This is a genomic window from Campylobacter sp. CNRCH_2007_0968H (assembly GCF_025773245.1).
GTDB lineage: Bacteria > Campylobacterota > Campylobacteria > Campylobacterales > Campylobacteraceae > Campylobacter_D > Campylobacter_D lari_D.
Window position 1 is genome coordinate 140,907 of the sequence record NZ_JAKMTQ010000001.1, and the last position, 25,625, is coordinate 166,531.

Sequence of the window (25,625 nt, forward strand, 5' to 3'; positions counted from 1 at the left end):
ATTAAAATTTTAAAAAGCTAAATTATAAACCCTTTTAGCTTTAAACGCCTTTAAAAATTTAAATTTTTTATTTCAAAACCATAAGCATTAAAACTCTCATCAAGTAAAGCTTTAAATTGATAATCAAAAATATGCGTTTCATAAGAATGCAAATACATTCTAGAAGAGCTATTTTTTGCATATTTTTCATCGCCAATAATACCATGTTTTATATGATTTAAATGCACTCTGATTTGATGTGTTCTACCTGTTTTAATGACTGCTTTTATTAAAGTTTTTTTTGCATTTACCATTAAAGGTATAACCTGAGTATGAGCTTCTAAGCCAAATTTATCGATTTTACTAAAAGCTCCGGATTTATTTTTTATAGTAGTTATTTTTTCACAAATTTCAAGTTCTTCAGCAATTACTCCATCGACAATAGCTAAATAGCTTTTATAAACATTTTGTTTTTTATACTCTTGAATGCATTTTAGTCTAAATTCCTCATCTTTACTTAAAAGCAAAACTCCACTTGTTTCTTTATCAAGCCTGTTAATTAATTTAGCATTATAAACACCTTCTAAATTCTCACTAATTTCTCCATAAGGCTTATTTAAGGCTATGATTTTATCATCTTCAAAAAGTATTTTTGCTTTTTTTATTTTTTGCACAACAAATCTTGTTTTTGAGCTCATCAAAGCTCTAGCTATAACAACCTTTTTTCCCATAGCAAAAACACAACCTTTATCAATCAAATCCTTTGCTGCATTATTGGAAATTTTTTCTTGCATTGCAAGCAATTTATAAGCTTTTTCTTGCATCTAAACCTTCTTTTATACTTAATATAATTTCATTTAAATCATTTTGCTCTTTGACTCGTGCTTGTGATAATTTTTGCTTTAAAAAATCATTTATATCTTTTACACTCTCACAAATATACAAATCATCAACTTCTTGATATAAACTTTCTTGATTAAAATAATATTTCCCCGAGATAATAACATTATTCCATCTAGCCGCTTCTATAGGATTATGCCCACCTATATTATTTACAAAAGAGCCACACAAAAAAACCACATCACTAATCTTATAAAAATTTTCTAGCTCACCCAAAGCATCTAGCAATAAACACTTAGTCTTAAAAAAATTTGCAAAATCATTTTCGCTTAAAGTAAAGTCTGAAAATTTTTGCATATTATAATAATTTTTTTGACAAAAATCTTTTAAAATCCCCTCAACCTCGCCAAAACGCTCCGGATGTCTTGGAGCGATAATTAATCTATCGTTTTCTTCTAGTTTAATCTCATTAAGCAATAATCGTTCTTCATTTTCATGCGTACTAGCAAATATAATAACCCTAGCCTTAGGTTTTGAATAATTTTTCACTTGTTCTTGTTTTATATTAGCTTTGATATTTTTATATGCTACAACATTTTTAGCACCCAAACACTCTAACCTTTCTTTGTCTTTTTGACTTTGCGCAAACACAACATCAATATATTTAAAAATCAAACGATAAAAAAAGCTAAAACGCTTGTAGTTTTTTAAAGATCTATCACTAATCCTAGCATTTAATAAAATAACTTTTGCATTATAAAATTTAGCCATCAATACAAGCATAAGCCAAAGCTCTGCTTCAAAAATAATCAAAACTTTGCAAGGTTTCATCCAAAAAGGTATAAAAATTTCAAATGGTAAAAAATTTACTTTTTTAGAATGTCTTAAAGCTTCATTAAATCCAGTTTGCGTGATGGTTGAAATTTTACAAGTTGGAAAAAGTTTTATTAAGGGAGCAATGCTTTTAATCTCCCCAAAGGAGCAAGCATGAAAATATATATCTCCTTGTTCTTGTTTTAAGTTTTTGTAAAGAAAAAATCTAGATTTTAGAGATACTTTATATTTTTCTTTACAAAAACTTAAAATCAACAAAAAAGGAACTGCGATTACATATATAATCACAGCAAAAATGTAATAAAAAAAAATCAATTTTGATTTTCTTCTTTTTCTTTATATAAAATTCTTCCACAATGCGGACAAGTTACGATTTCATCACCTTTTAAAACTGCTAAATAAGTTTTATCATAAATTCTCATAAAACAGCCATAACAAGCATGTTTTTTCACAGGAACTACAGCACTATTTCCCGCCCATTTTCTAATTTTCTCATAAAAAGTTAAAACTTTTTGATTTATTTCGCCAACCAGCTTTACTTTTTTATCATAAATCTCTAATCTTTCTTTTTCAATATCAACTAATACAACTTTTGTTTGAGCATCTATTTGATCCACTTCATTTTCAAGTTCAGTTCTCTTAGTTTGCAATTCTTGTATAAATTTTTCTTTGTTTTCTAAAATTTTATCTAATCTTTCTATCTCTTCATTTGCTGCATCAAGTTGCTCTTTAGCTATATCTTCTTCGATTTTTAAAGCATTTGCTTCTTTTTCAGTTTTCACTGCAGCACTTTTTTTGGCTATTTCTTTAATTTTCACACCAAATTCTGCAATATGGTTATTGTTTTGTATTTTTTGATTTTCTATATCTTTAATATCTTTTTCAAAACCTGCAATTTCTTCTTCAGTTTTATCAAGCAAATTACGCTTTTCTTTTAAATCCTTTGTAGCATCTTCTACTTTATTTGCAAAACCATCTAACTCTTTATCAATTTGCGATAAAGCTATAAGTTGTTCTAAATATTTATTCATTGATTTTTTCCTTAAAAATATTGAAATGGATTTTTTGAAACTGATATTATAACTTCTAAATGAAATTTTTGCAAATCTTTTGCTAAAATTTCACCAAAGTATAACTCACTTTCATAGTGACCTATATCAATCAAATTGAGTTTATTATGATAACTTTCTAAGGCCTGATGATACTTAAAATCTCCACTTAAAAAACAATCTGCTTTTACACTAGAAATCAAATCTCCACCACTGCCTGTACATATTGCTAAAGTTTTTATTTTTTCTTGATGAGCATTAACAACCCTAATATGATTAAGCTTTAAACACTTTTTAACATGATCAACTAATGTATCTAATTGAAAATCTACATCACAATAGATCAAAAATTCATTTTGTTCTTTGATCTTAAAACCCAAAATTTCGCTAGTAAAATAAGTATTTAAATGACTTAAATCAAAATTTGTATGCATAGCAATCAAGGCTATATTTTTTTGTATCATTTTTGTAAGAAGATTTTGCGGATAAAGCACTCCACTTAAATTCTTCAAACCTTTAAAAATTAAAGGATGATGGACTATAAAAAGTGAATTTTCGCTTGCATTTTCAATTAAATGCATATCTACATCAAGCGCAAGATAAATCTTATTTACATCTTGATCGAAATTTCCAAGCAATAAACCACTATTGTCCCATGAACTTTGCGTATTAAATGGACTAATAGTATCTAAATAATCATAAATTTCTTTAATTTTCATCTAAACTTTCTTTATATACTAAAGCACAACTTTTAGATAATTCTCTAATTTTAAGCATAAAATCTTGTCTTTGAGTTACTGAAATAGCTCCTCTTGCATCAAGCAAGTTAAAAGTATGTGCTGCTAACATACAATAATCATATGCTGGTAAAGCAAGTTTTGCATCTAATGCATTTTTACACTCATTGTAAGCATTTTCAAATTGTACATTTAAAGTTTTTACATCACTTACTTCAAAATTATATTTACTAAATTCAAACTCGCCTTGCTTATGAACATCTTTATAGGTAATTTTTTCGCCGTTAAATTCATTCCAAACTATGTCATATACATTATCTACATCTTGTAAATACATTGCAAGTCTTTCCAAGCCATAAGTAATTTCAGCACTAACTAAATCTACGCTTATACCACCAACTTGTTGAAAATAAGTAAATTGTGTAACTTCCATACCATCAAGCCAAACTTCCCAGCCCAAACCCCAAGCACCTAAACTTGGACTTTCCCAATTATCTTCAACAAAACGAATATCATGTGATTTCAAATCAAAGCCTAAATTTTCTAAACTTTTTAAATATAATTCTTGGATATTATCAGGACTTGGTTTAATTAAAACTTGAAATTGATAATAAGCACCCAACCTATTAGGATTTTCACCATATCTTCCATCAGTTGGTCTTCTACTTGGTGCTACATAAGCAGCCGCCCAAGGTTTTTTACCTAAACTTCTTAAAAAAGTTGCCGGGTGAAATGTCCCTGCACCTGCTGGAAAATCATAAGGTTGCATAATAGCACAACCTTGCTTTTGCCAAAATTCTTGTAAATTTAAAATCATTTGAGAAAAAGTCATTTTTCTTCCTTTAATTCTTCAGACTTCTCAGGCGAATTTGCATATAATTCCACTGTTTTATTCCACATCATTTTATATTTTCTTTTTAGAAATTCAACTTCATTACGCGCATATTTAAGTTGCTCGTTAAGATTTTCTATAGTTTTTCTATCCTCATCATAAAGCTCTTGCATAGAATAAAGAGCATCTTTTAAAAATTTATTTTCACCCTTTAAAGCTTCTAAGGTTTCATCCTTAGCATCAAGAACTTTTTCATGTAAATTTAAAATAGTCCCTATAGTTTTTTCTACAAAACTTTCTCCTGCCAAGGTCATAGAATTTACCATAGCAGGTTGCTTTGAACTTGAAGGAACTACGCTAAAAGTACCTTGATTAGCTTCTATATAAATTTTACCTTCTTCTTCTTTGAAATTTAAAGCACCATTTGCCATCATTCCTTTTACAACATCTTCGGATAAATGAACTAACTGACAAAATTCTTTTAATTCCAAGTAAGTTTGCATATACGCTCCTTAAAGAAAAACTTCAATTGTATTAGAATCTTGGATTAATTTTTCTTGTTGTTTTTGTCTATCTTCTAATAATTTTTGCGCTAAAGACTCATCTTCTATTGCTAAAATTTGCACTGCCAAATAAGCTGCATTAATAGCCCCTGCTTTACCTATAGCCACAGTTGCTACAGGAATTCCACTTGGCATTTGCACAGTAGAAAATAAAGAATCCATACTAGCTAAATTACTTCCTGGCATAGGTATACCTAAAACAGGTTTTGTTGTATGTGCTGCAACAGCTCCTGCTAAATGAGCTGCCATACCCGCTGCAGCAATAAATACTTTTGCACCTTTTTCTTCAGCATTTTTGATATATTCTTGGGTTCTTTGAGGACTTCTATGAGCTGAAGTGATCAAGACTTCATATTTTACATCAAATTTTTCCAAAATTCCTAAAGCTTCTTTTACTATATCATAATCACTCTTACTTCCCATCAATATGGAAACAAATTTCATTCAACACTCCTTCTTAAAAAGCTAAATTCTGGAAGTTTAAATGGCAAAGTAATTTCATTTTCATTACCACTATGAATTTCACTAAATTCTTTATTGTTTTTTGCTAATAATTGTTTAAACACTATGAATTTTTTTCCTTCATTTTCATATACTAAACCTAGTTTATTTTCCCCTAATTCTATATTAGAATCAACCGGAGCTAGAATTTCATATTCTTTGTTTAATTCTATCCTACCCTTACATTTAAAAAATTCACCATCTTCGCTAATAGCATGCACTTGATGGGTTCCTTCTTCTATACTTGTATTATGATTTATTGAATCGGTTTTTTCATAAGCTCTTGAAACTAAATATCCATCTGTAAAACCTCTGTGTTTTAAAGTATGAATTTCTTTTTCATACTTAGCCGCATCAAAAGTATTTTGCAACACATCTTGCACTGCCATTTTATAAGTTCTTGTAGTCAAAGCTACATAATACTCACTTTTCGTTCTTCCTTCTATTTTAAAAGCATGAATGCAATCTTCTTGCATAATTTTTTGAATATACGAGCTTAAATTTAAATCTTTAGAATTAAACACATGCGTGCCATTCTCATCTTCTTCAAGTCTAAAAAGTGTATTAGTTTCTGGGTTCTTTGCATAAAGTTCATAGTTAAATCTACAATCATTTGCACATGATCCACGATTACTCATGCGTCCACTTTGCACTGAGCTTATCAAACATCTGCCAGAATACGCAAAACACATAGAACCATGGACAAAACTTTCAAGCTCTATGTCACAATTATTTTTCAAATCTTTTGCATCTTTTAAACCAAGTTCCCTTGCTATAACAACACGCTTAGCTCCCATATCTTTATAAACTTGAGCGTCTAAGTAATTTAAAATATTAGCTTGGGTTGATACATGAAGATTGATTTCAGGTGCAAGCTCTTTAACCAAACGCATAGCACCTACAGAAGCTACTATAAAAGCATCGGGTTTCATTTCTTTTAATTTTAAAATATGCCTTTTCAAACCTTCAATTTGTGAGCTAAAATGAAATCCATTAATCGTTACATAAATTTTTTTTCCTTTTGCATGCGTGTACTCAATAGCTTCTTTAAAAGTTTCATAATTAAAATCTCTAGCAGTTCTTGCTCTTAATGAAAAATTACTCACTCCTGCATAAACAGCATCAGCTCCATAAGCTAAAGCTATTTTTAATTTTGTAAAATTACCTGCAGGAGCTACTATTTCAGGAATAATCATTTTTTTCCTAAACTTGCGATTAATGCCTCAATATCATCATTACTTACAACATCTGCAGTTGTATCTCCTTCGATATGCACAGCAGATCCCACGCGTTTTTCATCATCAATTTTACCTTCAAACAAACTACTCATATATCTACTTAAAGCTCTCATAACATTAATAACACGCTCAATTTTTTGACGATGAATATCTTGATATTGCATAGCATCCATTGCCATCATAACTTCATCTTGTCCAGTTTGCAAACAACCTGTAATCTCATCTATGATATTTTTAGCATTGTTATTTATCTCAATAGCTTCTTTAAAGCTTACCACATTAGGAAATTTTGCATTTAATTTTTCAAAAATTTCTATATTTTTATTTAAAGCATCACTGATTACACAAAGATCACTCTCAGAATTTGCAAAAAAATCGTTAATAGCTTCTAATTTTTCCATCATCTCTGTGGCTTTTATTTCACTATCTCTTGTAACATCATCAAGTTGATGTACAACTTTATGTTCTTTACTAGGTGGTGGTGGTGGCCAAGCCATATCCGCTCTTGCTTTATAATCACCATTAATCATATCATTAACAATTTGCTTATTTTTTTCCTCATCTTCATAATCTGTATCTGGTTTTTCTTCTGTTTCTTCTACAGAATCAAGATCTAAGTCTTCAGTGCCATTCATTAAAGCATCTAATTCTTCTTGGGTCATTGTTACACCTTTTTTAATAAAAAAACTAATGCGAGATTATATTACAAAAAAATATAAATCAACATTAATTTTACCAACTTAATTATTTTTTTACACAAAATAATCTTTTTTTTAATTTGATTATAAAAAAAATATTAATTTAAACTTAATTTAAAAAAAATATACTACAATCTATAAAATAAATTAAAAAACCCAAAAAATAAAAAGGAGAAAAAATGGGTAAATTTGTAAATAACATTGATGAGTTTTTTAGTTATTGTCAAGAACATGAAGTTTTATTTGTTGATTTTAGATTTACTGATATGATAGGCACTTGGCATCACATCACTTATAATATAAAAGCAATTGATGATAAAACCTTTGAAAACGGAATTCCTTTTGACGCAAGCTCTTTGCATGGTTGGCAGCCTATAGAAAAATCAGATATGATTTTAAAACCTGATGTGAAAAGTGCGTTTTTAGATCCTTTTACAGCTGATCCTACTATCATAGTAATTTGCGATGTATATGATATTTACAAAGATCAAATGTATGAAAAATGCCCAAGAAGTATTGCTAAAAAAGCAATGCAGCACTTAAGCACAAGCAATATCGCTGACACTGCTTATTTTGGTCCTGAAAATGAATTTTTTATTTTTGATAATGTAAAAATAGTTGATTCTTCTCACTGTGCAAAATATGAAGTAGATACTGAAGAAGGTGAATGGAATGATAATAAAGATTTTACAGATAGTTACAATAGTGGACATCGCCCAAGAAATAAAGGTGGATATTTTCCTGTAAGTCCTATTGATTCTAGTGTGGATATTAGAGCTGAAATGGTACAAGTTTTAGAAAGAGTTGGTTTAAAAACTTTCGTACATCATCATGAAGTAGCACAAGGACAAGCTGAGATTGGTGTAGAATTTGGGAATTTAGTTGAAGCTGCTGATAATGTACAAATTTATAAATATGTAGTTAAAATGGTAGCGCATTTAAATGGAAAAACAGCGACCTTTATGCCAAAACCACTCTATGGAGATAATGGAAGTGGTATGCATGTGCATATGAGCCTTTGGAAAGATGGAGTAAATTTATTTTATGATAAAGAAGGATATGGAAAATTAAGTGAATATGCGATTAATTACATCGGTGGAATTTTAGCTAATGCAAGAAGTGTTGCTGCATTTACCAATCCTAGTTCAAATTCTTATAAAAGAATAGTTCCAGGTTTTGAAGCACCTTGTATACTAACTTATTCTTGCCAAAATCGCTCTGCAAGTTGTCGCGTGCCTTATGGTATTAATGAAAAAAGCGCAAGAGTTGAAATAAGATTTCCTGATAGCACTTCCAATCCTTACCTAGCTTTTACAAGCTTGCTTATGGCAGGACTTGATGGTATTAAAAATAAAACCATACCGGTAGGCCCTATGGATGAAAATTTATTTGCACTAACCCTAGATGAGATTAGAGAAAAAGGTATAGAGCAATTACCTCACACTTTAAGAGGATCTTTGGAAGCACTCATTAGAAAAAATGCCTTCTTAAAGCCTGTTATGAGTGATGTATTTATTGATGATTATCAACATATGAAATTTGAAACCCAAGTATGGCCTGTAGAAGCTAGACCAACTGCATATGAGTTTAAAACTTGCTATTCATGCTAATCTTGATGCTTTTTAGCATCAAGATTAAAATACTATTGTTTTATTATCATATATAAAAATCCTATCATCAAACACTAAATCCAAGGCCTTAGAAAAAACATTTTTTTCTACATTGCGCCCTGCTTGTTGCATAGCTTGCCAAGAATATTCATGAGTAACTGGTATAACATCTTGGGTAATAATTGGCCCCTCATCTAAGTTATTATTTACAAAATGTGCTGTTGCGCCTATAATCTTTACCCCTCTTTCATAAGCTTGCTTATAAGGATTAGCTCCTATAAATGCAGGTAAAAAAGAATGGTGGATATTAATAATCTTTCCCTCAAAATTCTCTACAAAAGATGGAGATAATATTCTCATATATTTTGCTAAAACAATATAATCAAACTCATATTGTTTTAAACACTCTAGTAGTTTTTTTTCATGCTCTTGTCTGCTTAAATCCTGTGCTAAAATAGTATGAAAAGGTATGTTAAATTTATCCACTAAAGGTTTTAATACATCATAATTTGCAATAACTGCCTTAATATTTGCATTAAATTCTCCACTAAATTGACGGATAAGTAACTCACCTAAACAATGAGTTTCTTTAGTAGCTAAAACAATAATATCTTTTTTTCTCTTTGAAGTAATTTCAATTTGTGCATTATCAGGAAGCATAGCTTCAAGCGTTCCTTTAAAAGCTTTTATATCAAGCTCACCTTCTAAATGTGCCCTAAAGAAAAAACGATTTTCTCCAACAAATTCATCATTTTTTATAATATTGATTCTATATTTAAAAATAACATCTGAAATTCTATAAATCAATCCTTTTTCATCGCTGCATGAAATTTTTAAAATATACTCATTCATTTTTACTCCTTTATATAGTTTTTTAATTCTTGTAATTTTCTTTTTTCAAGTTCAATTCCAAGTTCTTTCCCGCTAAATCCTTCCTTTAGTAAGTCATTGGCGCTAATTTTACTTTCAAAAGCATGATGATATAAATTTATTTTTTTTGCTTGTGTTATACGCTCATTATTCCAAAGCCCAAGCCATTTGCAAAGTGGTATTTTTAAAGCAATTTTAGCTAAATTAAAATCATCAATTTTACCTAAAATAAATTCTTGTTCGCATTTTTTTAAAAGCTCTTTTTTTAATTTTGTTTTTTTGAAAAATTCCTCTTTATTTATATGAAAAAAATTCAAATACAAATACAAAAACAAAGCCTCATCACAAATTAACTTTTGGCTATACTCTAAAAGTCTCTCAAATTCTTTATTACAGCTTTGATAAAAAAAGATTTTTTCTTCTAAATTTAAAATTTTAAAATACTCATAAGCTTTATTTAGTCTTGAAGTTTTAAAAATTTTATAAAGTTCATTATTAATACGCTCTTTAGATAAATCGCTTATATCCATAGTTTGCATTAATTTTAAACTTTCTTTTGCAATTGTTAAATCAAACCTACATGCAAAAGAAATTCCACGAAGCACTCTTAAACTATCTTCAATAAAACTTTTATCATCAATATGTCTTATAATCTTTGCTTGCAAATCTTGCAAACCATTAAAAAAATCCAAAAATTCAAAATCAAAAATATTTACCATCAATGCATTAATGGTAAAATCTCTTCTTCTTGCTCCTTCTTGCTCATTATTACAAACTTTAACTTCAAAACCTCTATGGCCTGTAGAAATTTTATTTTCATAGCGTGCTAGAGCTAAATCAAATTTTTTATATTTATATACAAAAAAACTTTTTCCTACTCCATTTGCACCAAGTTTTTGCATAAGCTCATCAAAAAGCATAGGCTCAATATCATAAATTTCTATATCATAATCATCACTAGATAAATCTAAAAAAGAATTCCTTACACAACCACCTACTAAATAAACCCTTTGTGTGTAAGGCTTAAGTATATTTTTAATTCTTAAAAAATCTTGGTCATTTTTTAAGTCTATCTTCAATCTTTGCAAGTAAAAACTCTAAAAAAGTAATGGTCATATCTAGTCTTTTTTCCATATGCTCATCTTTGGTATTTTTTAATCCTTCAAATAAAACCAAAATACGCTCTCTAAGATTTTTCAAGAAAAATTCTTCATTATTTATAATGCTTTCTTCTTTTTCTTCTAAAGCTTCAACCTTAATAGCGACATTTTGTTTATCATCTTTTACTTTTACTTCTAAATCATCTAGTTCTTGGATTAGCTCTTGTGTAACCTTACTAATTTCTTCTTTGATTTTTTTCTCTTGAGTATTAACATTTTTTTCTTGAGTAATTTCTTCTACCATAGGAGCAAATTCATCGTTTTTATTTTTTTTATTATCTAACTCTGAATTAACTTCACTAATAGCCATTTTTGCTAAATCTTCTATATTCATAGTTTTATCAACCACCTTTTAAATTCATTAATTTCTTCTTCACTTTTCATATTGACAAAAAAATCAAGCATATCATAATTTAAATCTTCATGATTAGAACGCAAGCCACTCAAACGCCTTATAGCATCAATGGCATTTTTATTTTGCGGATCTTGTTTTAATATATTTTTATAAATCTCCAAAGCCTCATCTTTTAAGCCTTGTGCTTCATAAATAGAAGCCTCTGTTACTGTATATCGCATTATTAACTCACAAAAATAAAATCCTAAAATTCTAACAAAAAAGGCTTTAATTTATTTTTAATTTTCACTTAATCACAGGAGCCTTATATGCCAAAAATACAAAAATGTTAAGTATTATAGCTACTATAATAAGCATAATAAAGCCTGAAGTGAAATTTCTAAAATTATCATGAAGCATGCCTATAATCCAAGGTGATTGAGCAGCTATTAAATACCCTATACCTTGTGACATAGCAGAAAGTTTAGCTGCTATGATAGAATTTGAGCTTTTGATAGCAATAAATAATAGCGAAATTGTAAAAACTCCACTAGAAGCAAAACCTAAAAAAATAGCCGCTAAAAACAAAATCGCTTTTACTTTAAAAAGAAAAATCATCATAAAACTTAAAAAATACAAAAACCCTAACATCACTATAGCAAAACTTTTAGCACGAGATCTAAGCTTTCCTAAAATGATAGGTAGTAAAAATGCCACGGGCATTCCTATGATTTGAGATAATAATAAAACATTAGAACCAAAGTCAATTCCAAAGCCCTTTTCACTAATCATCACACTAAGCCATGCAAAAAGACTATAAGATAAAAAACTTTGTAATCCCATTACAATAGTAACTTTCCAGGCTGTTAAGTTTAAAAAGATATTTACTTTATTAATATTTTTCTTTTTAGGGCGTAATAATCTTTTATTTTTCAAATGCGGAAAATAAAAAATCAAAGCAATTAAAGCCAATATAGCCCAAAAAAACATAGCTTGAGGTACATCAAAAAATTTAAGCAAAGGAAGCGATAAGGCCACGCCAGCAATTGAAGATAAGCCTATAATTGATCCATATAAACCCATTATCTTATAAGTATTTTTAGAAAATTTTTCTTTTACAAAAGAAGGTAATAAAACATTAGCTATTGCAATGCCTGCTCCTACCAAAAAAACCCCAGAAAATAAACCTATAGTTCCTCCATAACTTCTAATAACTTCTCCAAAGACAATCAAAATTAAAGCAAAAAACAAAGCTTTAATTTGTGAAAAATACGCTACAAAAAACGATATAAGACCAAAAGCTATTAAAGGTAAGGTTGTTAGCATACCTGCTAAAGTAGAATTGATATTGTAATATTCTTGAATATGTTCTATCATAGGACCTATGGAAGTTATAGGTGCTCTTAAATTTAAAGCAAGAGTAATCACAACTAAAATATTAATCCAAAAGAATTTTTTATATGAAATTTGTGTGTACATGATTATTTTTGATTTAATATATTTTCAAGATATCTTTGTTTATCAGAATCGGTGTTTTTTTGCACTACTTGTTTTTTTTCTTTTACAACTTCATTCTCTTTGGAAAAATAAAAGTGATCAATGATAAAAATAGAAGAAATAATCACAATTAAAGGTATTAAAAAAATCATAATCAATACTTTCTAAAAACATTACCATAGTATTCTAAATTATCTTTTTTTAAATTTTCATCAAAAGTATTTGCCTCAAAATTTGCTTTTAAAATTTTTTCTCTTTCTTCATCCAAATCCTGATAAGAAAATATCATATTAATACTTATCACCCCATCAAGCTGTTCTAATTGTTTATATGCTTTTAACTCATCATCTAAATTTTCACTTTCTATTACCACTATAATTTTTTCTTCTTGAGCCAATTCCACACTACAACATGGTGTTTGTTGAATTTGCTCTTTAAGTTTTTCTAATTTTTCCTCTTTAGTTAAAATCAATACACTAGAAAGATTCATCTATACTCCAAAATATAATTTTATCTTCATAACCAGCACTAATAAATTCATGCTCGTTTAAAAATATAAGATATTCTAGCAAAAAATCTTTATTTTGGAATTTTTTTATTGTTTTTAAATTTTTAGTATCTATAAGCTCTATAATATTTTTTTCATTATCTCCAAAAACCGCTATAGAACCACTTTTATTTAGACTACAAGCATATATTAAAAAGTCTCTTTCTATGCTTTTTTCTTGATCATTTCGCGCTATGCCTAATTTTCTATCAGTGCTACAACTTGTAATAATTGCATTTTTAAAATCAAGTTGATAAATATTATCTTTATGAAGATTTTTATAACTTTTTATTTTTTGCCACTTTTTCACATCAAAAAGTACTATTTCACCACTTTCAAAACCTGCTACTAATTGAGTTTTTGTCTCATTTAAAACCACATCACTTAAACTTGAGTTAGAGAAAGTAAAATTTTTTATAATATTTTTTGTTTTTAGATCAAAAAGCTCTATATTAGAACCTAGCAAGGCTAATAAAATAGTATCATCATCTAAAAACAAAGCTTTTTTTACTCCATCACTTAAAAGCTTATAGTTGTAAAGTTGTTTATTTTTATAAATACTAAGCCTTTTACTACCAAAATCACCTTCACTTAAAATCAAAATAGCCCCATTTAAGTAATCAATACTATAAATTCTAGGGCTAAGATTTTCTTCGTAAAAATTTTTAATCTTATCAAGTTGAGTGATTTTTTGCATTTTTTTGTCTTTAATAAAGTACTGATTTAATTCTCCATTATCAAGTCCTATAAGCAAACTACTATCAACAAGTTTTAAGGCATTTAAATTTGAATCAAGTTTAAGCTCATAACTAAATACATATACACTCATTAGTAAGATTAAAAATATTTTTTTCATAGTTTTATTTTACGCCTTCATTTAAAACATCTAAAAGATTAGATTTTTTCTTTAGTTCCTCATTTTTAAATTTAGCTTCAAAACTATTTCCTACTAAAGGTTTTGCATCGCTTTGTGGTACATGGCATTGTGTACAATTAAACCTTGCATCACTTATCATATCTTTAGTAGATTTGTTTTTTCTTAAGTCAAAATAATGGCTACTTGGAAGCGGAGTGGCTCCAACATCTTTAGCTATAGCTTTATCATGACAGCTTAAACAAATATTATTATCCTTAGTAATTGGAAGCATATCCTCTAAAGTATGTGGAATTAATGGCGGAGCATTTTCAAATGATCTCTCAATTAAAACAGATTCTCCAGCCATTGCTTGAGAATACTTTGCATCCAATAACTCTACATTTTCACTTTCTAAACTTGTTTTTCTTAAACCTATATCTTTTGAATCAACACTTTTAACAGCAAGTCCGCAAGCACTTATTAAAACAGCTGCTGCTAAGGATAAAAAGATTTTATTTTTCATTTTCTCTCCTTAAATTTATTATACTAAAACCTAAAGCATCATCACCGCAAACATCAACACATTTTCCACATCTTATACACTCACCTGATTTTACATCTTGATTTTCTTTACCTATCATCCAAAGCACTTGCTTTTCAGGACATACCCCAAGGCATTTATAACACTTAGTACATTTTTGTAAGTTATATCTTACTTTTAGTAATGAAAAATGCGAACTTAAAGCCCAAAAAGCTCCTAAAGGACAAAAATGCGAGCAAGTAAATCTTGGACTAAAAAATGTATCTATACAAAAAACAATCAAAACTACAAAAAGCCAAGAAACACCGCCGAAAATAATTCCTCTTTGGATTATTCCTATATAAGAAAATTCCTCAAAAACAGGAAAGGAAAAAAGAAAAGAAAAAATCAAAACAAAAGCCAAAACATAATAACGCAAATTTTTATTTACATTAAAAATCCTTGCTTGATTAAAACCTAATTTACTTCTAATAAAATAAGCAAAATCAGTAATGATATTTACAGGACAAACCCAAGCACAAAACGCTCTTCCAGCAAAAATAGCATAAAATAAAAATACTATCAAAGCACCGCTTAAAGCCATTAAATCTACTTGCAAACTTGCTAAAGCAAGTTGAATAAACGCAAAAGGATCACTTAGCGGCACCGAAGAAAATAAAACTGAAGAGCTTAAATTTCCTTTTAATATAAAATTAAATACACCAAAAGAAAAAAAAGTTAAGATAGACAATTGCACTATTCTTCTTAAAATAAGATATTTCATAACAATTCTCCATCATTAAGATAATCTTTAGCCTTGTTTTTATTGAAATTTTTATCTGTGTTTACATCTTGCAAGCGTTTTTCATCTTTTTCATCCCAACCTTTGATGTAATTATCCCCAGCTTTTCCCAAGACAAATTCTCTAGGTAAAACTCTAATAGCAGCTTTTTGCGTTATACAGGCTTTCTCACAAATCCCACATCCCACGCATACTTCATGATCTACTACAGGTAATAAAAATGCGTGCTTTGCAGTTCTTTCATTGCGTTTTATTTCAAGCTTTAATGCTTTATCTATCAATGGACAGGCTCTATAACAAGCATCACATTGAATTCCCCAATAAGCAACACAACTTGCACTATCAATTATAGCTATACCCATTTTTGTTTTATAAATTCCATCATTTTGCTCTAAATATTTATGATCTAGCGCATTTGTAGGGCAATCTCTTATACAAGGTATATCCTCGCACATTCTACAAGGATTTTCTCTTGCTATAAAAAAGGGTGTGCCATTTTTAGCACTATTTTCTAAATTTGCTAGTTTTAAAACATCATAAGGACAAGCTTTTACACAAAGTCCACATCGTATACATTTTGATAAAAATTCTTTTTCATCATCTGCCCCAGGAGGTCTTAAAAAATACTCCTGATTTGAGCTAAATGCTAAACTTGCTAAAAATGCACTTCCGCTTCCTATACATAAAAGCTTAAAAGTAAAGGCTAAAAATTCTCTTCTATTTTTCATTTTTATGCTTTAGTAATTTTTACGGCACATTTTTTGAAATCTGTTTGATTAGACAATGGGCAAGTTGCATCTAATGTAACTTTGTTTATATATACATTTTCATCAAACCAAGGCACATACACAAGCCCTTTAGATGGTTTATTTCTACCACGAAAATCTACTCTAGCTTTTACTTTACCACGGCGTGATTGTACCCATACGATATCACCTTGATTAATTTTCATTGCCCTAGCATCATCTTCATTCATATAACAAAGTGCTTCAGGTACTGCACGGAAAAGCTCAGGAACTCTCATAGTCATAGTTCCACTATGCCAATGCTCTAAAACCCTACCAGTACATAACCAAAATGGATACTCTTCACTCGGTCTTTCAGGAGCTTTCATAAATGGTCTAAAGAAAATTTTCACTTTGTTTTTCAAGCTATATTTTTCTTTAGTCTGCGGAGCCAGCAAATCTCCTTTTGGCAGTTCTTTAGCGAATTCACCATAAAATGCAAAATCTGAATTTGGAGCTGCTTTTTTAGCATAATAATCAAATTTAGTATTAAATCTCCATTGTGTTTCTTTACCGTTTACCACAGGCCATCTTAAACCTCTTACTTTATGATAAGTATCAAAATCCGCTAAATCATGCCCATGACCTAAACCAAATTTACGGTATTCTTCCCAAAGGTATTTTTGAACGAAAAAGCCATAGCCGGTAAATTCTTTACCATCACTACCTATAATTCTTCTTTCATCGCCATTAACATCACTATTATCAAATCCTTTTGCAATAGAATCGTTTGCTTTGAAAGATTTTGCTTCTTTGTTTGCAAATAATACATCATATAAAGTGTCATCTTCACTATAACCCATAGCTTTAGCTTCTTCTAAAACACTTGGCAGAGTAAGTTTATCATTTACCTTAGTTTCACCCCAAACTTCTTTTAATTTAAAGCGTTTTGCAAATTCCATAATTTGCCAAGTATCACTCATAGCCTCACCTACAGGCAGCACTTGCTGTTTCCAGTGTTGAGTTCTTCTTTCAGCATTACCATAAGCACCCCATTTTTCATAAATCATAGCACTTGGTAAAATTAAATCTGCCACCTTAGCACTAATTCCTGGGTAGCAATCACTCACAACGATAAAATTATCCATTTCTCTAGCTGCTGCTATCCAGTGATTTGCATTAGCAGTGTTTTGCCAAGGATTATTTACTTGTACCCAAGCAAATTTGATATTTCCATCTTCTAAATCTCTCATGATTTTTAAGTATGGAGCACCTGGTTTAGGATTGATTGTTTTTGCCGGAACTTTCCAAATTTTTTCGCTAATTTCTCTGTGTTTAGGATTTGCAACGACCATATCAGCAGGTAAACGATGCGAAAAAGTCCCTACTTCTCTTGCAGTTCCACAAGCACTTGGTTGCCCTGTCAATGAAAACGCACCGCTACCTGGCTTAGCTTGTTTACCAAGTAAAAAATGCACCATATAAGCTTGTTCATTTACCCAAGTGCCTCTTGTGTGTTGATTAAACCCCATAGTCCAAAAACTTACAACTTTTCTATTTTTTTCTATATATAAATTTGCTAATTCTTGAAGTTTTTTCTTAAATTCTTCAATGCTTTCATCTTCATTACCTTTAGCAACTTTAGCAACATAATCAAGCGTATAAGGCTCTAATGCTTTTTTGAAATCTTCAAATGAAATTTCCCAATGCGTATCAGGAGCACTTTGGTGTTTCATTTCAAATTTATCGCCTGCTTTTACCCCTAAATAAGCCAAAGATACTGCTTCTTCTTCATCTACAACAATAGCATTTTGTTTTGCTACGGTATCTTTTTCACTTGCTTTAAATTTAGGATGGTTTGGATTATTTCTCATTCCATAACCAATATCAGCATAGCCTGTTGTGAAGATACAATGTTTTTCAATAAATTCTTTATCCATAGCTTCAGGATGATTATAAACAATCTCTCTAGCGATATAATTCCAAATAGCTAAATCAGTATTTGGCTTGAAGATGATTTCAGTATCTGCTATATGAGAAGTTCTATTAGAAAAAGTAGATAAATTTACAATTTTGACTTTATCTAAATTACTTAATTTTCTATCACTTACCCTTGACCATAAAATCGGATGCATTTCTGCCATATTTGCACCCCAAGTAATAATAGTATCAGTAAGCTCTATATCATCATAACAACCAGAAGGCTCATCAACTCCAAAAGTTTGCATAAAACCAACAACCGCACTAGCCATACAATGGCGTGCATTTGGGTCTATATTGTTTGATCTAAAACCAGCTTTTACTAATTTTGCAGCAGCATATCCTTCTTGTATAGTGTATTGACCACTTGCAAAAATTCCAATTCCTTCAACACCTTTTTCTTTGTAAGCTTTTTTAAATTGTTTTTCCATTTCATCAAAGGCTCTTTGCCAAGAAACTTGTTGAAATTTTCCATTTTTATCAAACTCACCTTTTGCATTTACGCGAAGTAAAGGTGTTACTAAGCGATCTTCTCCATACATAATTTTTGCATTAAAATAACCTTTAATACAATTTAATCCACGATTTACAGGAGCTGCTGGATCTCCTTTTACAGCAACAATTTTACCATCTAAACTTGCAACTAAAATTCCACAGCCTGTACCACAAAATCTACAAACAGCCTTATCCCAACGCCATTTATTCTCAGTATTAGCAAGTACACTACTTGGAACACTAAGACCTGCAACACCACAAGCACTAGCAATAGCGGTGTTTTTAATGAAGTCTCTTCTGTTCATTATATCCCTCGTTATTGTTTATTCAATGTATTTTAATACATCTAAAAAATATTACTACATTAATGATAAAATTTAAATTATAAAAAAGAATATTTTATAAGTATTTATAAATAGGAGTTTTTTAGTATATTTTTAAATATTTTTACATATTATAAACGCTAGTTAATTCTAGCGTTTTAATTGATTTACAATTCCAAGCATATCATCACTTGTAGTGATTGCTTTTGAGCCTGCTTCGTAAGCTCTTTGTCCTGTAATAAGATCAGTCATTTCCTCTACAAGTTGAACATTACTAAGCTCCACAAAGCCGTGTTTGATAACAGAAAAACCGTTCTCGCCCGCTATACCTGCAATAGGTGCCCCACTTGCATCAGTTTCTACTAAAAGATTATCCCCTAAAGCATGTAAACCTGCAGGATTGATAAAATTTACAAGTTCAATTTGTCCTATTTGAGTTTCAGCTGTATTTCCTGGCTGCATTACTGAAACTGTTCCATCGCTTGCAACATTTATAGCAATAGCATCTTCAGGTATAGTCATTTCCGGTAAAAGTCTATAACCATCTGAATTTACTATGTTTCCTTCAGCATCTTTAGTAAATTGACCATTTCTAGTATAAGCTATAGTTCCATCAGGCATTTGAATTTGGAAAAAGCCATTATTACCAGCAATTGCCATATCAAGACCTGAAGTTGATGTTTGTTTTAAACTACCTTCACTAAAAATTTTACTTACAGCTGTTACTCTTGCTCCAAGCCCTACTTCAATGCCGCTTGGATGTTTTGTGGTGCTTGAGGTTGAAGTTCCTGCATATTTCATCGTTTGATACATCAAATCTGCAAATTCTGCACGCGATTTTTTATAACCTACTGTATTAACATTTGAAATATTATTTGAAGTCACATCAATTTGTGTTTGTTGCGATACCATCCCTGATGCTGCTGTGTATAATGATCTTAACATTTTATCTATCCTTAGTTTATTTAGTACTTGCTAATTTATTAATAGCTTCTTGATTTAAATCATCCATATGAGATGTCATAACTTTTTGATACATCTCAACCATTCTATTTGCCTCAATTAACCCTACCATTTCTGTAACTGGATTAACATTTGATCCTTGAGTAAAACCTTGCTTAATGGCATTTGAATTTGGTAAATCTCTAATCTTATTTAAATTATCAATTTTATACATATTATCGCCATCTTTTTGTAAATCTCTTAAATCATCAACTTGTGCTACAAATAATCTTGCAATATTTTGATTAGCTGCACTGATGATTCCATTTTTATCCACATTAATAAAAGAAGTGGAATCTCCTATGCGTATGCCATCATTTTCGGGATTATTAAAATAATCACTGCTTAAAACTCTGTATCCTTGACGATTTACCAAATAACCTTCATCATCAAGTTGGAAATTTCCATCTTGGCTTAATCTTATTTCACCATTATTTGTTTTAATCAAGTAAAAAGTATCTTCGCGAGTAAGAGCTAAATCCAAAGGATTATGCGTCATTTTCATAGAACCTACACTAAAATTTGTATAGACATGATTAACCTGCGGAACTCTATCTATAGTTGTATTAACAAATCTTGCAGCATCTCTTGTGTGATTTTGTATAGGTAACTCATCTTGAGTTTCTTTAAAAATCCTTTTAAAATCTGCAATAACAACATTATCTCTTTTATAGCCACTTGTATTTACATTTGCTAGATTGTTAGTTACAACATCTAAGCGATTAAATTGCGTAACCATAGCACCGGTGGCTTGATAATACCCATTTTGCATTATTTTTCCTAACTAAAATCTTAATTTTTCACTAACAAAGCAAAAGTCGTTCCAAAATATTTTTATTTGTTTTTAATTAATTTTTAGGCATAATATTTAGTTTTACACTCATTACTTAAATACAAGGGGTATCCATGGCTAATGAAACTAATGTTTTAGAAGAACTTTTCAAAGAAAATTCTAAAGATTATATCACATATGAAAAACTTGTCAAGTATTTTGCAAAGCTTCCAAACGCAACAAGTGCAAAAAAAATCCGTGATCTAATGGATAAATATAAAGTAGAATTAATCTCTTCAGCTGAAATTGCCAAAAAAAGAAATTTAGAAGAAGCAAAAAAGCTACAAGAGGAAAAACAAAAACTACAAGATACAAGTTTGGAAAATGAATTTGATTTAGCCAATGAAAATGATTTACTTGAGTGGAGCAGATCAGACTCTCCTGTAAGAATGTATTTAAGAGAAATGGGACAAATTGCTCTTTTAAACAAAGATGAAGAAATTGAAATTTCTAAAAAGATTGAGCTAGGCGAAGATATTATCATCGATGCTTTTTGTTCTGTGCCTTATTTGATTGATTTTATACTTGATTATAAAGAACCTTTAATTAATAGAGAAAGAAGAGTGAAAGAGCTTTTTAAAAGCTTTGAGGATGATGATAAAAGCGATGATGATAAAAGCGATGAAGAAATAGATTCTGAAGAAGAAAACGAAAATGAGGAAAATGAAAATTCTAATGAAAAAAAACCTAAAAAAACAAATAAAAAAGAAGATGAAAGAACTCTAAAAGTCATAGAAAGCTTTAAAGCATTAGAAAAAGCAAAAAAAGAATGGTTAAAAACTATATCTACTATTAATGCAGAAAAAAATGATGATGAACTATTAGATAAACTCATAATTGCTTTTAAGAAAAATATACTAAAAGAAAAACTAATGGATCTAGGTCCAACATCAAAACTTATTTCTGAAATAGTAAAATCTATGGAAACAGCATTAAAAAGTGATGAAGAATTTGATAAAGAATTAAAACGCTTAGAGTATCGCTTACCGATGTTTTCAGAAGAATTAAAACAAAGACACCAAGATATTTTAAAAGATATTACCAAACTTAGCAAAGAAGAAATTGCAGAGCGTGCCCTAGAAACTACCATGGTAAGCACTTATATGGAGATTAAAAAACTTATTCAAACTAAAGAAGCTAGTCAAAATTCTTTTGATTTAGAAAAAGATCAATTAAAAGAAATTCTAGAGCAAATTAAACGCGGTAAAAAAATATCTGATGAGGCTAAAACTAGAATGGCAAAATCAAATTTACGCTTAGTTGTAAGCATTGCCAAAAGATATACTAACCGCGGATTACCATTTTTAGATTTAATCCAAGAAGGCAACATAGGCTTAATGAAAGCGGTAGATAAATTTGAATACAAACGCGGTTATAAGTTTTCAACCTATGCAACTTGGTGGATTAGACAAGCTATTTCAAGAGCAATTGCTGATCAAGCAAGAACTATAAGAATTCCTATTCATATGATAGAAACTATCAATCAAATCAATAAAATCATTCGCGAGTATTTACAAAAAGAAGGTAAAGAACCAGATGTAAGTATTATTGCAAAAGAAGTAGGACTTAGTATAGATAAAGTAAAACAAGTTATTAAAATTACTAAAGAACCAATTTCCCTAGAAGCACCTATTAGCAACGAGGATGATGGTAAATTTGGAGATTTTGTAGAAGATAGAACCTCAATTTCACCTATGGATCACATCTTAAAAGATGATTTAAAAGAACAAATTGATGAAGTTTTAGATCAGCTTAATGATAGAGAAAAGGCTGTTATTAGAATGCGTTTTGGCTTAATGGAAGATGAAAGTGATAGAACTTTAGAAGAAATCGGTAAAGAATTAAATGTCACAAGAGAAAGAGTAAGACAAATAGAAAGCTCAGCTATAAAAAAACTTAAACACCCAAAAGTTGGTAGAAAACTTAAAAACTACATAGAAGGTTGGAAATAATCCTTGCTAAAAAAGCAAGGATTAGCTATCCCTAAAAAGCTTCGTTGCTAAGTGCGTCGCCCTGCTGTGATCAGTATCTTTTTTCAAGGTATTAAAAATTCTACTAATATACTCTTCTAAAGTTTGTTGAGAATTGTTGATTTTTTCTGTCTCATTTAAAACAACCTTACGATATCTTCCCTCGCTGTCTAACTCATAAGCTAAATCATTGTCGCTTAATTGTAATTTTAAAATTTGAGCCAATTTTGCACGAGAATGCTCATCAAAAATAGGAGTCATTAATTCTAGTCTTCTTTCTAAATTCCTTGGCATCCAATCAGCGCTTGAAATAAAATAATTTGGTGTTGTATGTTTAAAATATAAAATTCTAGCATGCTCTAAATATTTTCCCACTATACTTCTAACTCTTATATTTTCACTATATCCTTTTACTCCAGGTCTTAAACAACAAATTCCACGCACAATAAGATCTATTTTAACACCTTTATTTGAAGCCTCATATAAAGCTTTAATCACATCACCATCTACCAAAGCATTCATTTTGGCTATGATTACTCCATCTTTTCCATAGCTTGCTTCAGTAGCTATCATATCTAAAATTCTTTCTTTGATTTGCTTTGGACTCATTGATAAAGTCTTTAAACGACGACTTTTGCTATATCCTGAAAGTATGTGAAAAAAAGTTGTAGTGTCTTGAGAATATTCTTCTTTTGAAGTAAAATAACTCACATCAGTATAAATTTTAGCTGAACTTGCATTGTAATTACCCGTACTTAAATGATTATAAATTTTTAATTTATCCCCTTCTTTTCTAATCACTTGAGCTACTTTTGCATGCACTTTAAAGCCAGTGATTCCATATACCACATGAGCCCCTGCATTTTCTAATGATTTTGCCCAATGCAAGTTATTTTCCTCATCAAAACGCGCTTTTAATTCTACCATTACAGTAACTTGTTTGCCATCGCTTGCTGCATCAATTAAAGCTTGAACTATGTTTGAATTTTTTTCTACTCTATAAAGAGTCATTCTTATAGAAACAACCTTAGGATCTTTACTTGCCTCTTTGATAAATTGATATACAGGCTCAAAACTCTCATAAGGCTGTATAGCCAAAATATCTTGTTTATCTATTGCACTAAATATAGATACATTATCCCCAAAAGGTGGTAAAATTTTTGGTGTATACATAGGATTTAGCAAATGTGTAAATTCTTTGTTGGAAATGATTTGCCATAATGAAGCTAAATTTAAAAGTATATTATACTCATAAATATCTTTATGAAAAATATTCATATGAGAACTTAAAAATTCAATCAACTGCTCATCTGCGCCTTTTTCTATTTGCAAGCGTATAAAAGCACCTTTTCTACGAAGTTTTAAACCCTGCTCTAAAATCAACATAAAATCATCAGCTTCTTCTTCTTCTATTTCCATATCTGCATTTCTAGTTACTCTAAAAGCAGCAGAAGATAAGAGCTTATAGCCAGGAAAAATATGCTCAGTATGATAGCGTACTATACTTTCTATAGGCACATAAATATTAGAACTTACTTGATAAAATCTTGGTAAAACCCTAGGTATGCGTATCATGCCAAATTTTAAAAGTTCAGGGTGCATAGGATCACAAAGTTTTACCGCTAAAGAAAATGAAAGGTTATTTAAATGCGGAAAAGGATGAGTTGCATCAACTGCAATTGGAACTATCACAGGAAAAATATTAGAAAAAAAATGCTCATTACATTGCTGTTTTAAATCCTCATCAAGTTCTTCGTATGAGCGAATAAATAAATTTTCTTTTTCTAAATCTTGGGTAATTTTAGTAAAATACTGCTCTACTACATATTTTTCTTCATGTAGATAATTTCTAATAGCTTTAAGTTGCGCAAGAGGAGTCATTTCATCATTGCTTGTTGTGCTTATTCCTGCCACAAAAAGTTGTTTTAATCCAGCCACTCTTATCATATAAAACTCATCTAAATTTGTACAGTATATAGCAATAAATTTAAGTTTTTCAAGCAAAGGAAGATCTTTAGAGCATTGATCTAAAACACGAGAATTAAACGCAAGCCAAGAAAGTTCTCTGTTAATATACATTGATGGTTGAATTTGCATGATATACCTACCTTTATTTCTAGATATTTATATTTTAGTATTTCTTTCATTAAAATTTATTTTATTTGTATAATAGTAAATATAATTATATAAAAAAATAATACTTTTTTTATCTTATTAAAAAAATAATAAATGATTAATAAATATATATTTACTTTTTAGCCTTTATGGTGTTATATAATTATACACAAGTTCTTGTAACTTAAACTTCATTCAAAGGAGAGACTTTGAAAAAAGCAAACTCAAAACTTTTTGCTGTTTTCCTCTTCTTACTTGTAATTTTAGCAGGAGTTGGAATGTATACTTTCCATAATGCTAAGGGCACTTCTTATTTTAGCGATGCTAGTGAAAGCTGTAATAATTGCCATATTATGAACGAGGTTTATAATGATTATTTAAAAGCTTCGCACTCTAAAGAAGTTGATGGTAAACCAAGAGCAACCTGTAATGATTGCCATTTGCCACATAGCTTTTTTGAAAAATGGATTGCTAAAGCTCAAAGTGGCTTAGGACATGCTTATGCATTTACTTTCAAACTAGATTCTTTACCTACACATTTGAGTGCAAATGCAAAAAGTAAAGAAATAGTCCAAAATAACTGTATAGAATGTCACAAAGAAATTGCGAGTAACACTATCAACCCTACCCTAGATCCACATAAAGATAATGCTTTAAGTTGTGTATCTTGCCACCAAGGTGTTGGTCATAAGAGAGGATTTTAAATGAAAGGAGTA

Annotated in this window: 27 protein-coding genes; 3 read left to right on the forward strand and 24 right to left on the reverse strand. The window is 29.8% G+C overall.

Translation table 11 applies throughout. The features are described 5' to 3' along the window. Positions 1-50 precede the first annotated feature (50 nt). The 9 genes from L8Y18_RS00760 to L8Y18_RS00800 are packed head-to-tail and all read right to left on the reverse strand — an operon-like array spanning position 51 to position 7,235. Positions 51-803, reverse strand: coding sequence for a pseudouridine synthase family protein (locus tag L8Y18_RS00760; protein WP_263669824.1), 753 nt, complete (start codon positions 801-803; stop codon positions 51-53). After that, positions 784-1,968, reverse strand: a complete 1,185-nt coding sequence (gene waaA, locus L8Y18_RS00765) for a lipid IV(A) 3-deoxy-D-manno-octulosonic acid transferase (RefSeq protein ID WP_263676073.1) — start codon at positions 1,966-1,968, stop codon at positions 784-786. Before waaA ends, L8Y18_RS00760 begins: the two co-directional genes overlap by 20 nt. Then, complete coding sequence (locus tag L8Y18_RS00770) at positions 1,965-2,684, reverse strand: zinc ribbon domain-containing protein (RefSeq protein WP_133318747.1); 720 nt, start codon at positions 2,682-2,684, stop codon at positions 1,965-1,967. Before L8Y18_RS00770 ends, waaA begins: the two co-directional genes overlap by 4 nt. Before the next feature lie 11 nt (positions 2,685-2,695). Continuing rightward, positions 2,696-3,421 carry a Nif3-like dinuclear metal center hexameric protein gene (locus tag L8Y18_RS00775; RefSeq protein WP_263669826.1) on the reverse strand — a complete coding sequence of 242 codons (726 nt, stop codon included), beginning with the start codon at positions 3,419-3,421 and terminating at the stop codon, positions 2,696-2,698. Then, on the reverse strand, positions 3,411-4,271 hold the full coding sequence (glyQ, locus tag L8Y18_RS00780) for a glycine--tRNA ligase subunit alpha (protein WP_263659059.1): 861 nt from the start codon (positions 4,269-4,271) through the stop codon (positions 3,411-3,413). The genes L8Y18_RS00775 and glyQ overlap by 11 nt, the downstream gene beginning before the upstream one ends. After that, positions 4,268-4,774 carry a DUF3972 domain-containing protein gene (locus L8Y18_RS00785; protein WP_220566839.1) on the reverse strand — a complete coding sequence of 169 codons (507 nt, stop codon included), beginning with the start codon at positions 4,772-4,774 and terminating at the stop codon, positions 4,268-4,270. The genes glyQ and L8Y18_RS00785 overlap by 4 nt, the downstream gene beginning before the upstream one ends. 9 nt (positions 4,775-4,783) lie before the next feature. Then, positions 4,784-5,278 carry a 5-(carboxyamino)imidazole ribonucleotide mutase gene (gene purE / locus L8Y18_RS00790; RefSeq protein ID WP_133318743.1) on the reverse strand — a complete coding sequence of 165 codons (495 nt, stop codon included), beginning with the start codon at positions 5,276-5,278 and terminating at the stop codon, positions 4,784-4,786. After that, positions 5,275-6,531 carry a peptidase U32 family protein gene (locus L8Y18_RS00795; protein WP_263660113.1) on the reverse strand — a complete coding sequence of 419 codons (1,257 nt, stop codon included), beginning with the start codon at positions 6,529-6,531 and terminating at the stop codon, positions 5,275-5,277. The genes purE and L8Y18_RS00795 overlap by 4 nt, the downstream gene beginning before the upstream one ends. Beyond that, on the reverse strand, positions 6,528-7,235 hold the full coding sequence (locus tag L8Y18_RS00800) for a protein phosphatase CheZ (RefSeq protein WP_263659057.1): 708 nt from the start codon (positions 7,233-7,235) through the stop codon (positions 6,528-6,530). Before L8Y18_RS00800 ends, L8Y18_RS00795 begins: the two co-directional genes overlap by 4 nt. 215 nt (positions 7,236-7,450) lie before the next feature. On the opposite strand from L8Y18_RS00800, the gene glnA reads away from it, so the two are divergent. Continuing rightward, positions 7,451-8,881, forward strand: coding sequence for a type I glutamate--ammonia ligase (glnA, locus tag L8Y18_RS00805; RefSeq protein WP_263660992.1), 1,431 nt, complete (start codon positions 7,451-7,453; stop codon positions 8,879-8,881). A gap of 24 nt (positions 8,882-8,905) precedes the next feature. Here glnA and purU read toward each other — a convergent pair whose 3' ends face one another. From purU to L8Y18_RS00875, 14 genes are all read right to left on the reverse strand, one after another. Then, a complete protein-coding gene (gene purU, locus L8Y18_RS00810; protein ID WP_133318739.1) occupies positions 8,906-9,733 on the reverse strand; it encodes a formyltetrahydrofolate deformylase in 828 nt (275 codons plus the stop codon). 2 nt (positions 9,734-9,735) lie between these two features. After that, the gene (locus L8Y18_RS00815) at positions 9,736-10,839 is read right to left on the reverse strand and encodes a CCA tRNA nucleotidyltransferase (protein WP_263662510.1); all 1,104 of its coding nucleotides are present in this window, start codon (positions 10,837-10,839) and stop codon (positions 9,736-9,738) included. After that, entirely contained in the window at positions 10,808-11,245 is a 438-nt protein-coding gene (gene ciaD, locus L8Y18_RS00820) for an effector protein CiaD (protein WP_263660994.1), read from the reverse strand. Before ciaD ends, L8Y18_RS00815 begins: the two co-directional genes overlap by 32 nt. Beyond that, the gene (locus L8Y18_RS00825; protein WP_087691144.1) at positions 11,242-11,490 is read right to left on the reverse strand and encodes a hypothetical protein; all 249 of its coding nucleotides are present in this window, start codon (positions 11,488-11,490) and stop codon (positions 11,242-11,244) included. The genes ciaD and L8Y18_RS00825 overlap by 4 nt, the downstream gene beginning before the upstream one ends. A gap of 61 nt (positions 11,491-11,551) precedes the next feature. Next, positions 11,552-12,724: an MFS transporter gene (locus tag L8Y18_RS00830; protein ID WP_220566844.1), complete on the reverse strand. Its 1,173-nt coding sequence runs from the start codon at positions 12,722-12,724 to the stop codon at positions 11,552-11,554. 2 nt (positions 12,725-12,726) lie between these two features. Beyond that, a complete protein-coding gene (locus tag L8Y18_RS00835) occupies positions 12,727-12,894 on the reverse strand; it encodes a hypothetical protein (protein ID WP_087699327.1) in 168 nt (55 codons plus the stop codon). 2 nt (positions 12,895-12,896) lie between these two features. Next, the gene (locus tag L8Y18_RS00840; RefSeq protein ID WP_220566845.1) at positions 12,897-13,232 is read right to left on the reverse strand and encodes a chaperone NapD; all 336 of its coding nucleotides are present in this window, start codon (positions 13,230-13,232) and stop codon (positions 12,897-12,899) included. Next, a complete protein-coding gene (locus tag L8Y18_RS00845) occupies positions 13,219-14,145 on the reverse strand; it encodes a WD40 repeat domain-containing protein (RefSeq protein WP_220566846.1) in 927 nt (308 codons plus the stop codon). The genes L8Y18_RS00840 and L8Y18_RS00845 overlap by 14 nt, the downstream gene beginning before the upstream one ends. A gap of 4 nt (positions 14,146-14,149) precedes the next feature. Continuing rightward, on the reverse strand, positions 14,150-14,668 hold the full coding sequence (locus L8Y18_RS00850; protein WP_133318733.1) for a nitrate reductase cytochrome c-type subunit: 519 nt from the start codon (positions 14,666-14,668) through the stop codon (positions 14,150-14,152). Then, positions 14,658-15,449, reverse strand: coding sequence for a quinol dehydrogenase ferredoxin subunit NapH (gene napH / locus L8Y18_RS00855; protein WP_220725372.1), 792 nt, complete (start codon positions 15,447-15,449; stop codon positions 14,658-14,660). The genes L8Y18_RS00850 and napH overlap by 11 nt, the downstream gene beginning before the upstream one ends. After that, positions 15,446-16,195 (reverse strand): ferredoxin-type protein NapG, encoded by a 750-nt coding sequence (gene napG / locus L8Y18_RS00860; protein ID WP_263676074.1) that lies wholly within the window; start codon positions 16,193-16,195, stop codon positions 15,446-15,448. Before napG ends, napH begins: the two co-directional genes overlap by 4 nt. Positions 16,196-16,197: 2 nt before the next feature. Beyond that, positions 16,198-18,972 (reverse strand): periplasmic nitrate reductase subunit alpha, encoded by a 2,775-nt coding sequence (napA, locus tag L8Y18_RS00865; RefSeq protein ID WP_263676075.1) that lies wholly within the window; start codon positions 18,970-18,972, stop codon positions 16,198-16,200. Positions 18,973-19,140: 168 nt separating this feature from the next. Further along, on the reverse strand, positions 19,141-19,935 hold the full coding sequence (flgG, locus tag L8Y18_RS00870; RefSeq protein ID WP_133318729.1) for a flagellar basal-body rod protein FlgG: 795 nt from the start codon (positions 19,933-19,935) through the stop codon (positions 19,141-19,143). Between the two features lie 16 nt (positions 19,936-19,951). Further along, positions 19,952-20,764 (reverse strand): flagellar hook-basal body protein, encoded by an 813-nt coding sequence (locus L8Y18_RS00875; RefSeq protein WP_133318728.1) that lies wholly within the window; start codon positions 20,762-20,764, stop codon positions 19,952-19,954. A 134-nt stretch (positions 20,765-20,898) separates the two neighbouring features. Here L8Y18_RS00875 and rpoD point away from each other — a divergent pair, with 134 nt between their 5' ends. Further along, positions 20,899-22,776 (forward strand): RNA polymerase sigma factor RpoD, encoded by a 1,878-nt coding sequence (gene rpoD, locus L8Y18_RS00880; protein WP_263676076.1) that lies wholly within the window; start codon positions 20,899-20,901, stop codon positions 22,774-22,776. Between the two features lie 21 nt (positions 22,777-22,797). Here the strand turns inward: rpoD and L8Y18_RS00885 are convergent, their stop codons facing one another. Then, positions 22,798-24,891, reverse strand: a complete 2,094-nt coding sequence (locus tag L8Y18_RS00885) for an RNA degradosome polyphosphate kinase (protein WP_220566850.1) — start codon at positions 24,889-24,891, stop codon at positions 22,798-22,800. A gap of 227 nt (positions 24,892-25,118) precedes the next feature. On the opposite strand from L8Y18_RS00885, the gene nrfH reads away from it, so the two are divergent. Continuing rightward, the gene (gene nrfH, locus L8Y18_RS00890) at positions 25,119-25,613 is read left to right on the forward strand and encodes a cytochrome c nitrite reductase small subunit (RefSeq protein ID WP_039618639.1); all 495 of its coding nucleotides are present in this window, start codon (positions 25,119-25,121) and stop codon (positions 25,611-25,613) included. The last annotated feature ends 12 nt before the right edge of the window (positions 25,614-25,625 follow it).

What these genes read in the sequence shown, in the direction of transcription:
- L8Y18_RS00770 (WP_133318747.1), bottom strand. Translation starts at nt 2,684, where the DNA reads ATGAATAAATATTTAGAACAACTTATAGCTTTATCGCAAATTGATAAA.
- L8Y18_RS00775 (WP_263669826.1), bottom strand. Translation starts at nt 3,421, where the DNA reads ATGAAAATTAAAGAAATTTATGATTATTTAGATACTATTAGTCCATTT.
- L8Y18_RS00830 (WP_220566844.1), bottom strand. Translation starts at nt 12,724, where the DNA reads ATGTACACACAAATTTCATATAAAAAATTCTTTTGGATTAATATTTTA.
- ciaD (WP_263660994.1), bottom strand. Translation starts at nt 11,245, where the DNA reads ATGAATATAGAAGATTTAGCAAAAATGGCTATTAGTGAAGTTAATTCA.
- rpoD (WP_263676076.1), top strand. Translation starts at nt 20,899, where the DNA reads ATGGCTAATGAAACTAATGTTTTAGAAGAACTTTTCAAAGAAAATTCT.
- L8Y18_RS00760 (WP_263669824.1), bottom strand. Translation starts at nt 803, where the DNA reads ATGCAAGAAAAAGCTTATAAATTGCTTGCAATGCAAGAAAAAATTTCC.
- L8Y18_RS00885 (WP_220566850.1), bottom strand. Translation starts at nt 24,891, where the DNA reads ATGCAAATTCAACCATCAATGTATATTAACAGAGAACTTTCTTGGCTT.
- L8Y18_RS00785 (WP_220566839.1), bottom strand. Translation starts at nt 4,774, where the DNA reads ATGCAAACTTACTTGGAATTAAAAGAATTTTGTCAGTTAGTTCATTTA.
- L8Y18_RS00850 (WP_133318733.1), bottom strand. Translation starts at nt 14,668, where the DNA reads ATGAAAAATAAAATCTTTTTATCCTTAGCAGCAGCTGTTTTAATAAGT.
- napA (WP_263676075.1), bottom strand. Translation starts at nt 18,972, where the DNA reads ATGAACAGAAGAGACTTCATTAAAAACACCGCTATTGCTAGTGCTTGT.
- napG (WP_263676074.1), bottom strand. Translation starts at nt 16,195, where the DNA reads ATGAAAAATAGAAGAGAATTTTTAGCCTTTACTTTTAAGCTTTTATGT.
- L8Y18_RS00795 (WP_263660113.1), bottom strand. Translation starts at nt 6,531, where the DNA reads ATGATTATTCCTGAAATAGTAGCTCCTGCAGGTAATTTTACAAAATTA.
- purU (WP_133318739.1), bottom strand. Translation starts at nt 9,733, where the DNA reads ATGAATGAGTATATTTTAAAAATTTCATGCAGCGATGAAAAAGGATTG.
- L8Y18_RS00875 (WP_133318728.1), bottom strand. Translation starts at nt 20,764, where the DNA reads ATGCAAAATGGGTATTATCAAGCCACCGGTGCTATGGTTACGCAATTT.
- L8Y18_RS00840 (WP_220566845.1), bottom strand. Translation starts at nt 13,232, where the DNA reads ATGAATCTTTCTAGTGTATTGATTTTAACTAAAGAGGAAAAATTAGAA.
- L8Y18_RS00845 (WP_220566846.1), bottom strand. Translation starts at nt 14,145, where the DNA reads ATGAAAAAAATATTTTTAATCTTACTAATGAGTGTATATGTATTTAGT.
- napH (WP_220725372.1), bottom strand. Translation starts at nt 15,449, where the DNA reads ATGAAATATCTTATTTTAAGAAGAATAGTGCAATTGTCTATCTTAACT.
- purE (WP_133318743.1), bottom strand. Translation starts at nt 5,278, where the DNA reads ATGAAATTTGTTTCCATATTGATGGGAAGTAAGAGTGATTATGATATA.
- L8Y18_RS00835 (WP_087699327.1), bottom strand. Translation starts at nt 12,894, where the DNA reads ATGATTTTTTTAATACCTTTAATTGTGATTATTTCTTCTATTTTTATC.
- L8Y18_RS00800 (WP_263659057.1), bottom strand. Translation starts at nt 7,235, where the DNA reads ATGACCCAAGAAGAATTAGATGCTTTAATGAATGGCACTGAAGACTTA.
- flgG (WP_133318729.1), bottom strand. Translation starts at nt 19,935, where the DNA reads ATGTTAAGATCATTATACACAGCAGCATCAGGGATGGTATCGCAACAA.
- glnA (WP_263660992.1), top strand. Translation starts at nt 7,451, where the DNA reads ATGGGTAAATTTGTAAATAACATTGATGAGTTTTTTAGTTATTGTCAA.
- glyQ (WP_263659059.1), bottom strand. Translation starts at nt 4,271, where the DNA reads ATGACTTTTTCTCAAATGATTTTAAATTTACAAGAATTTTGGCAAAAG.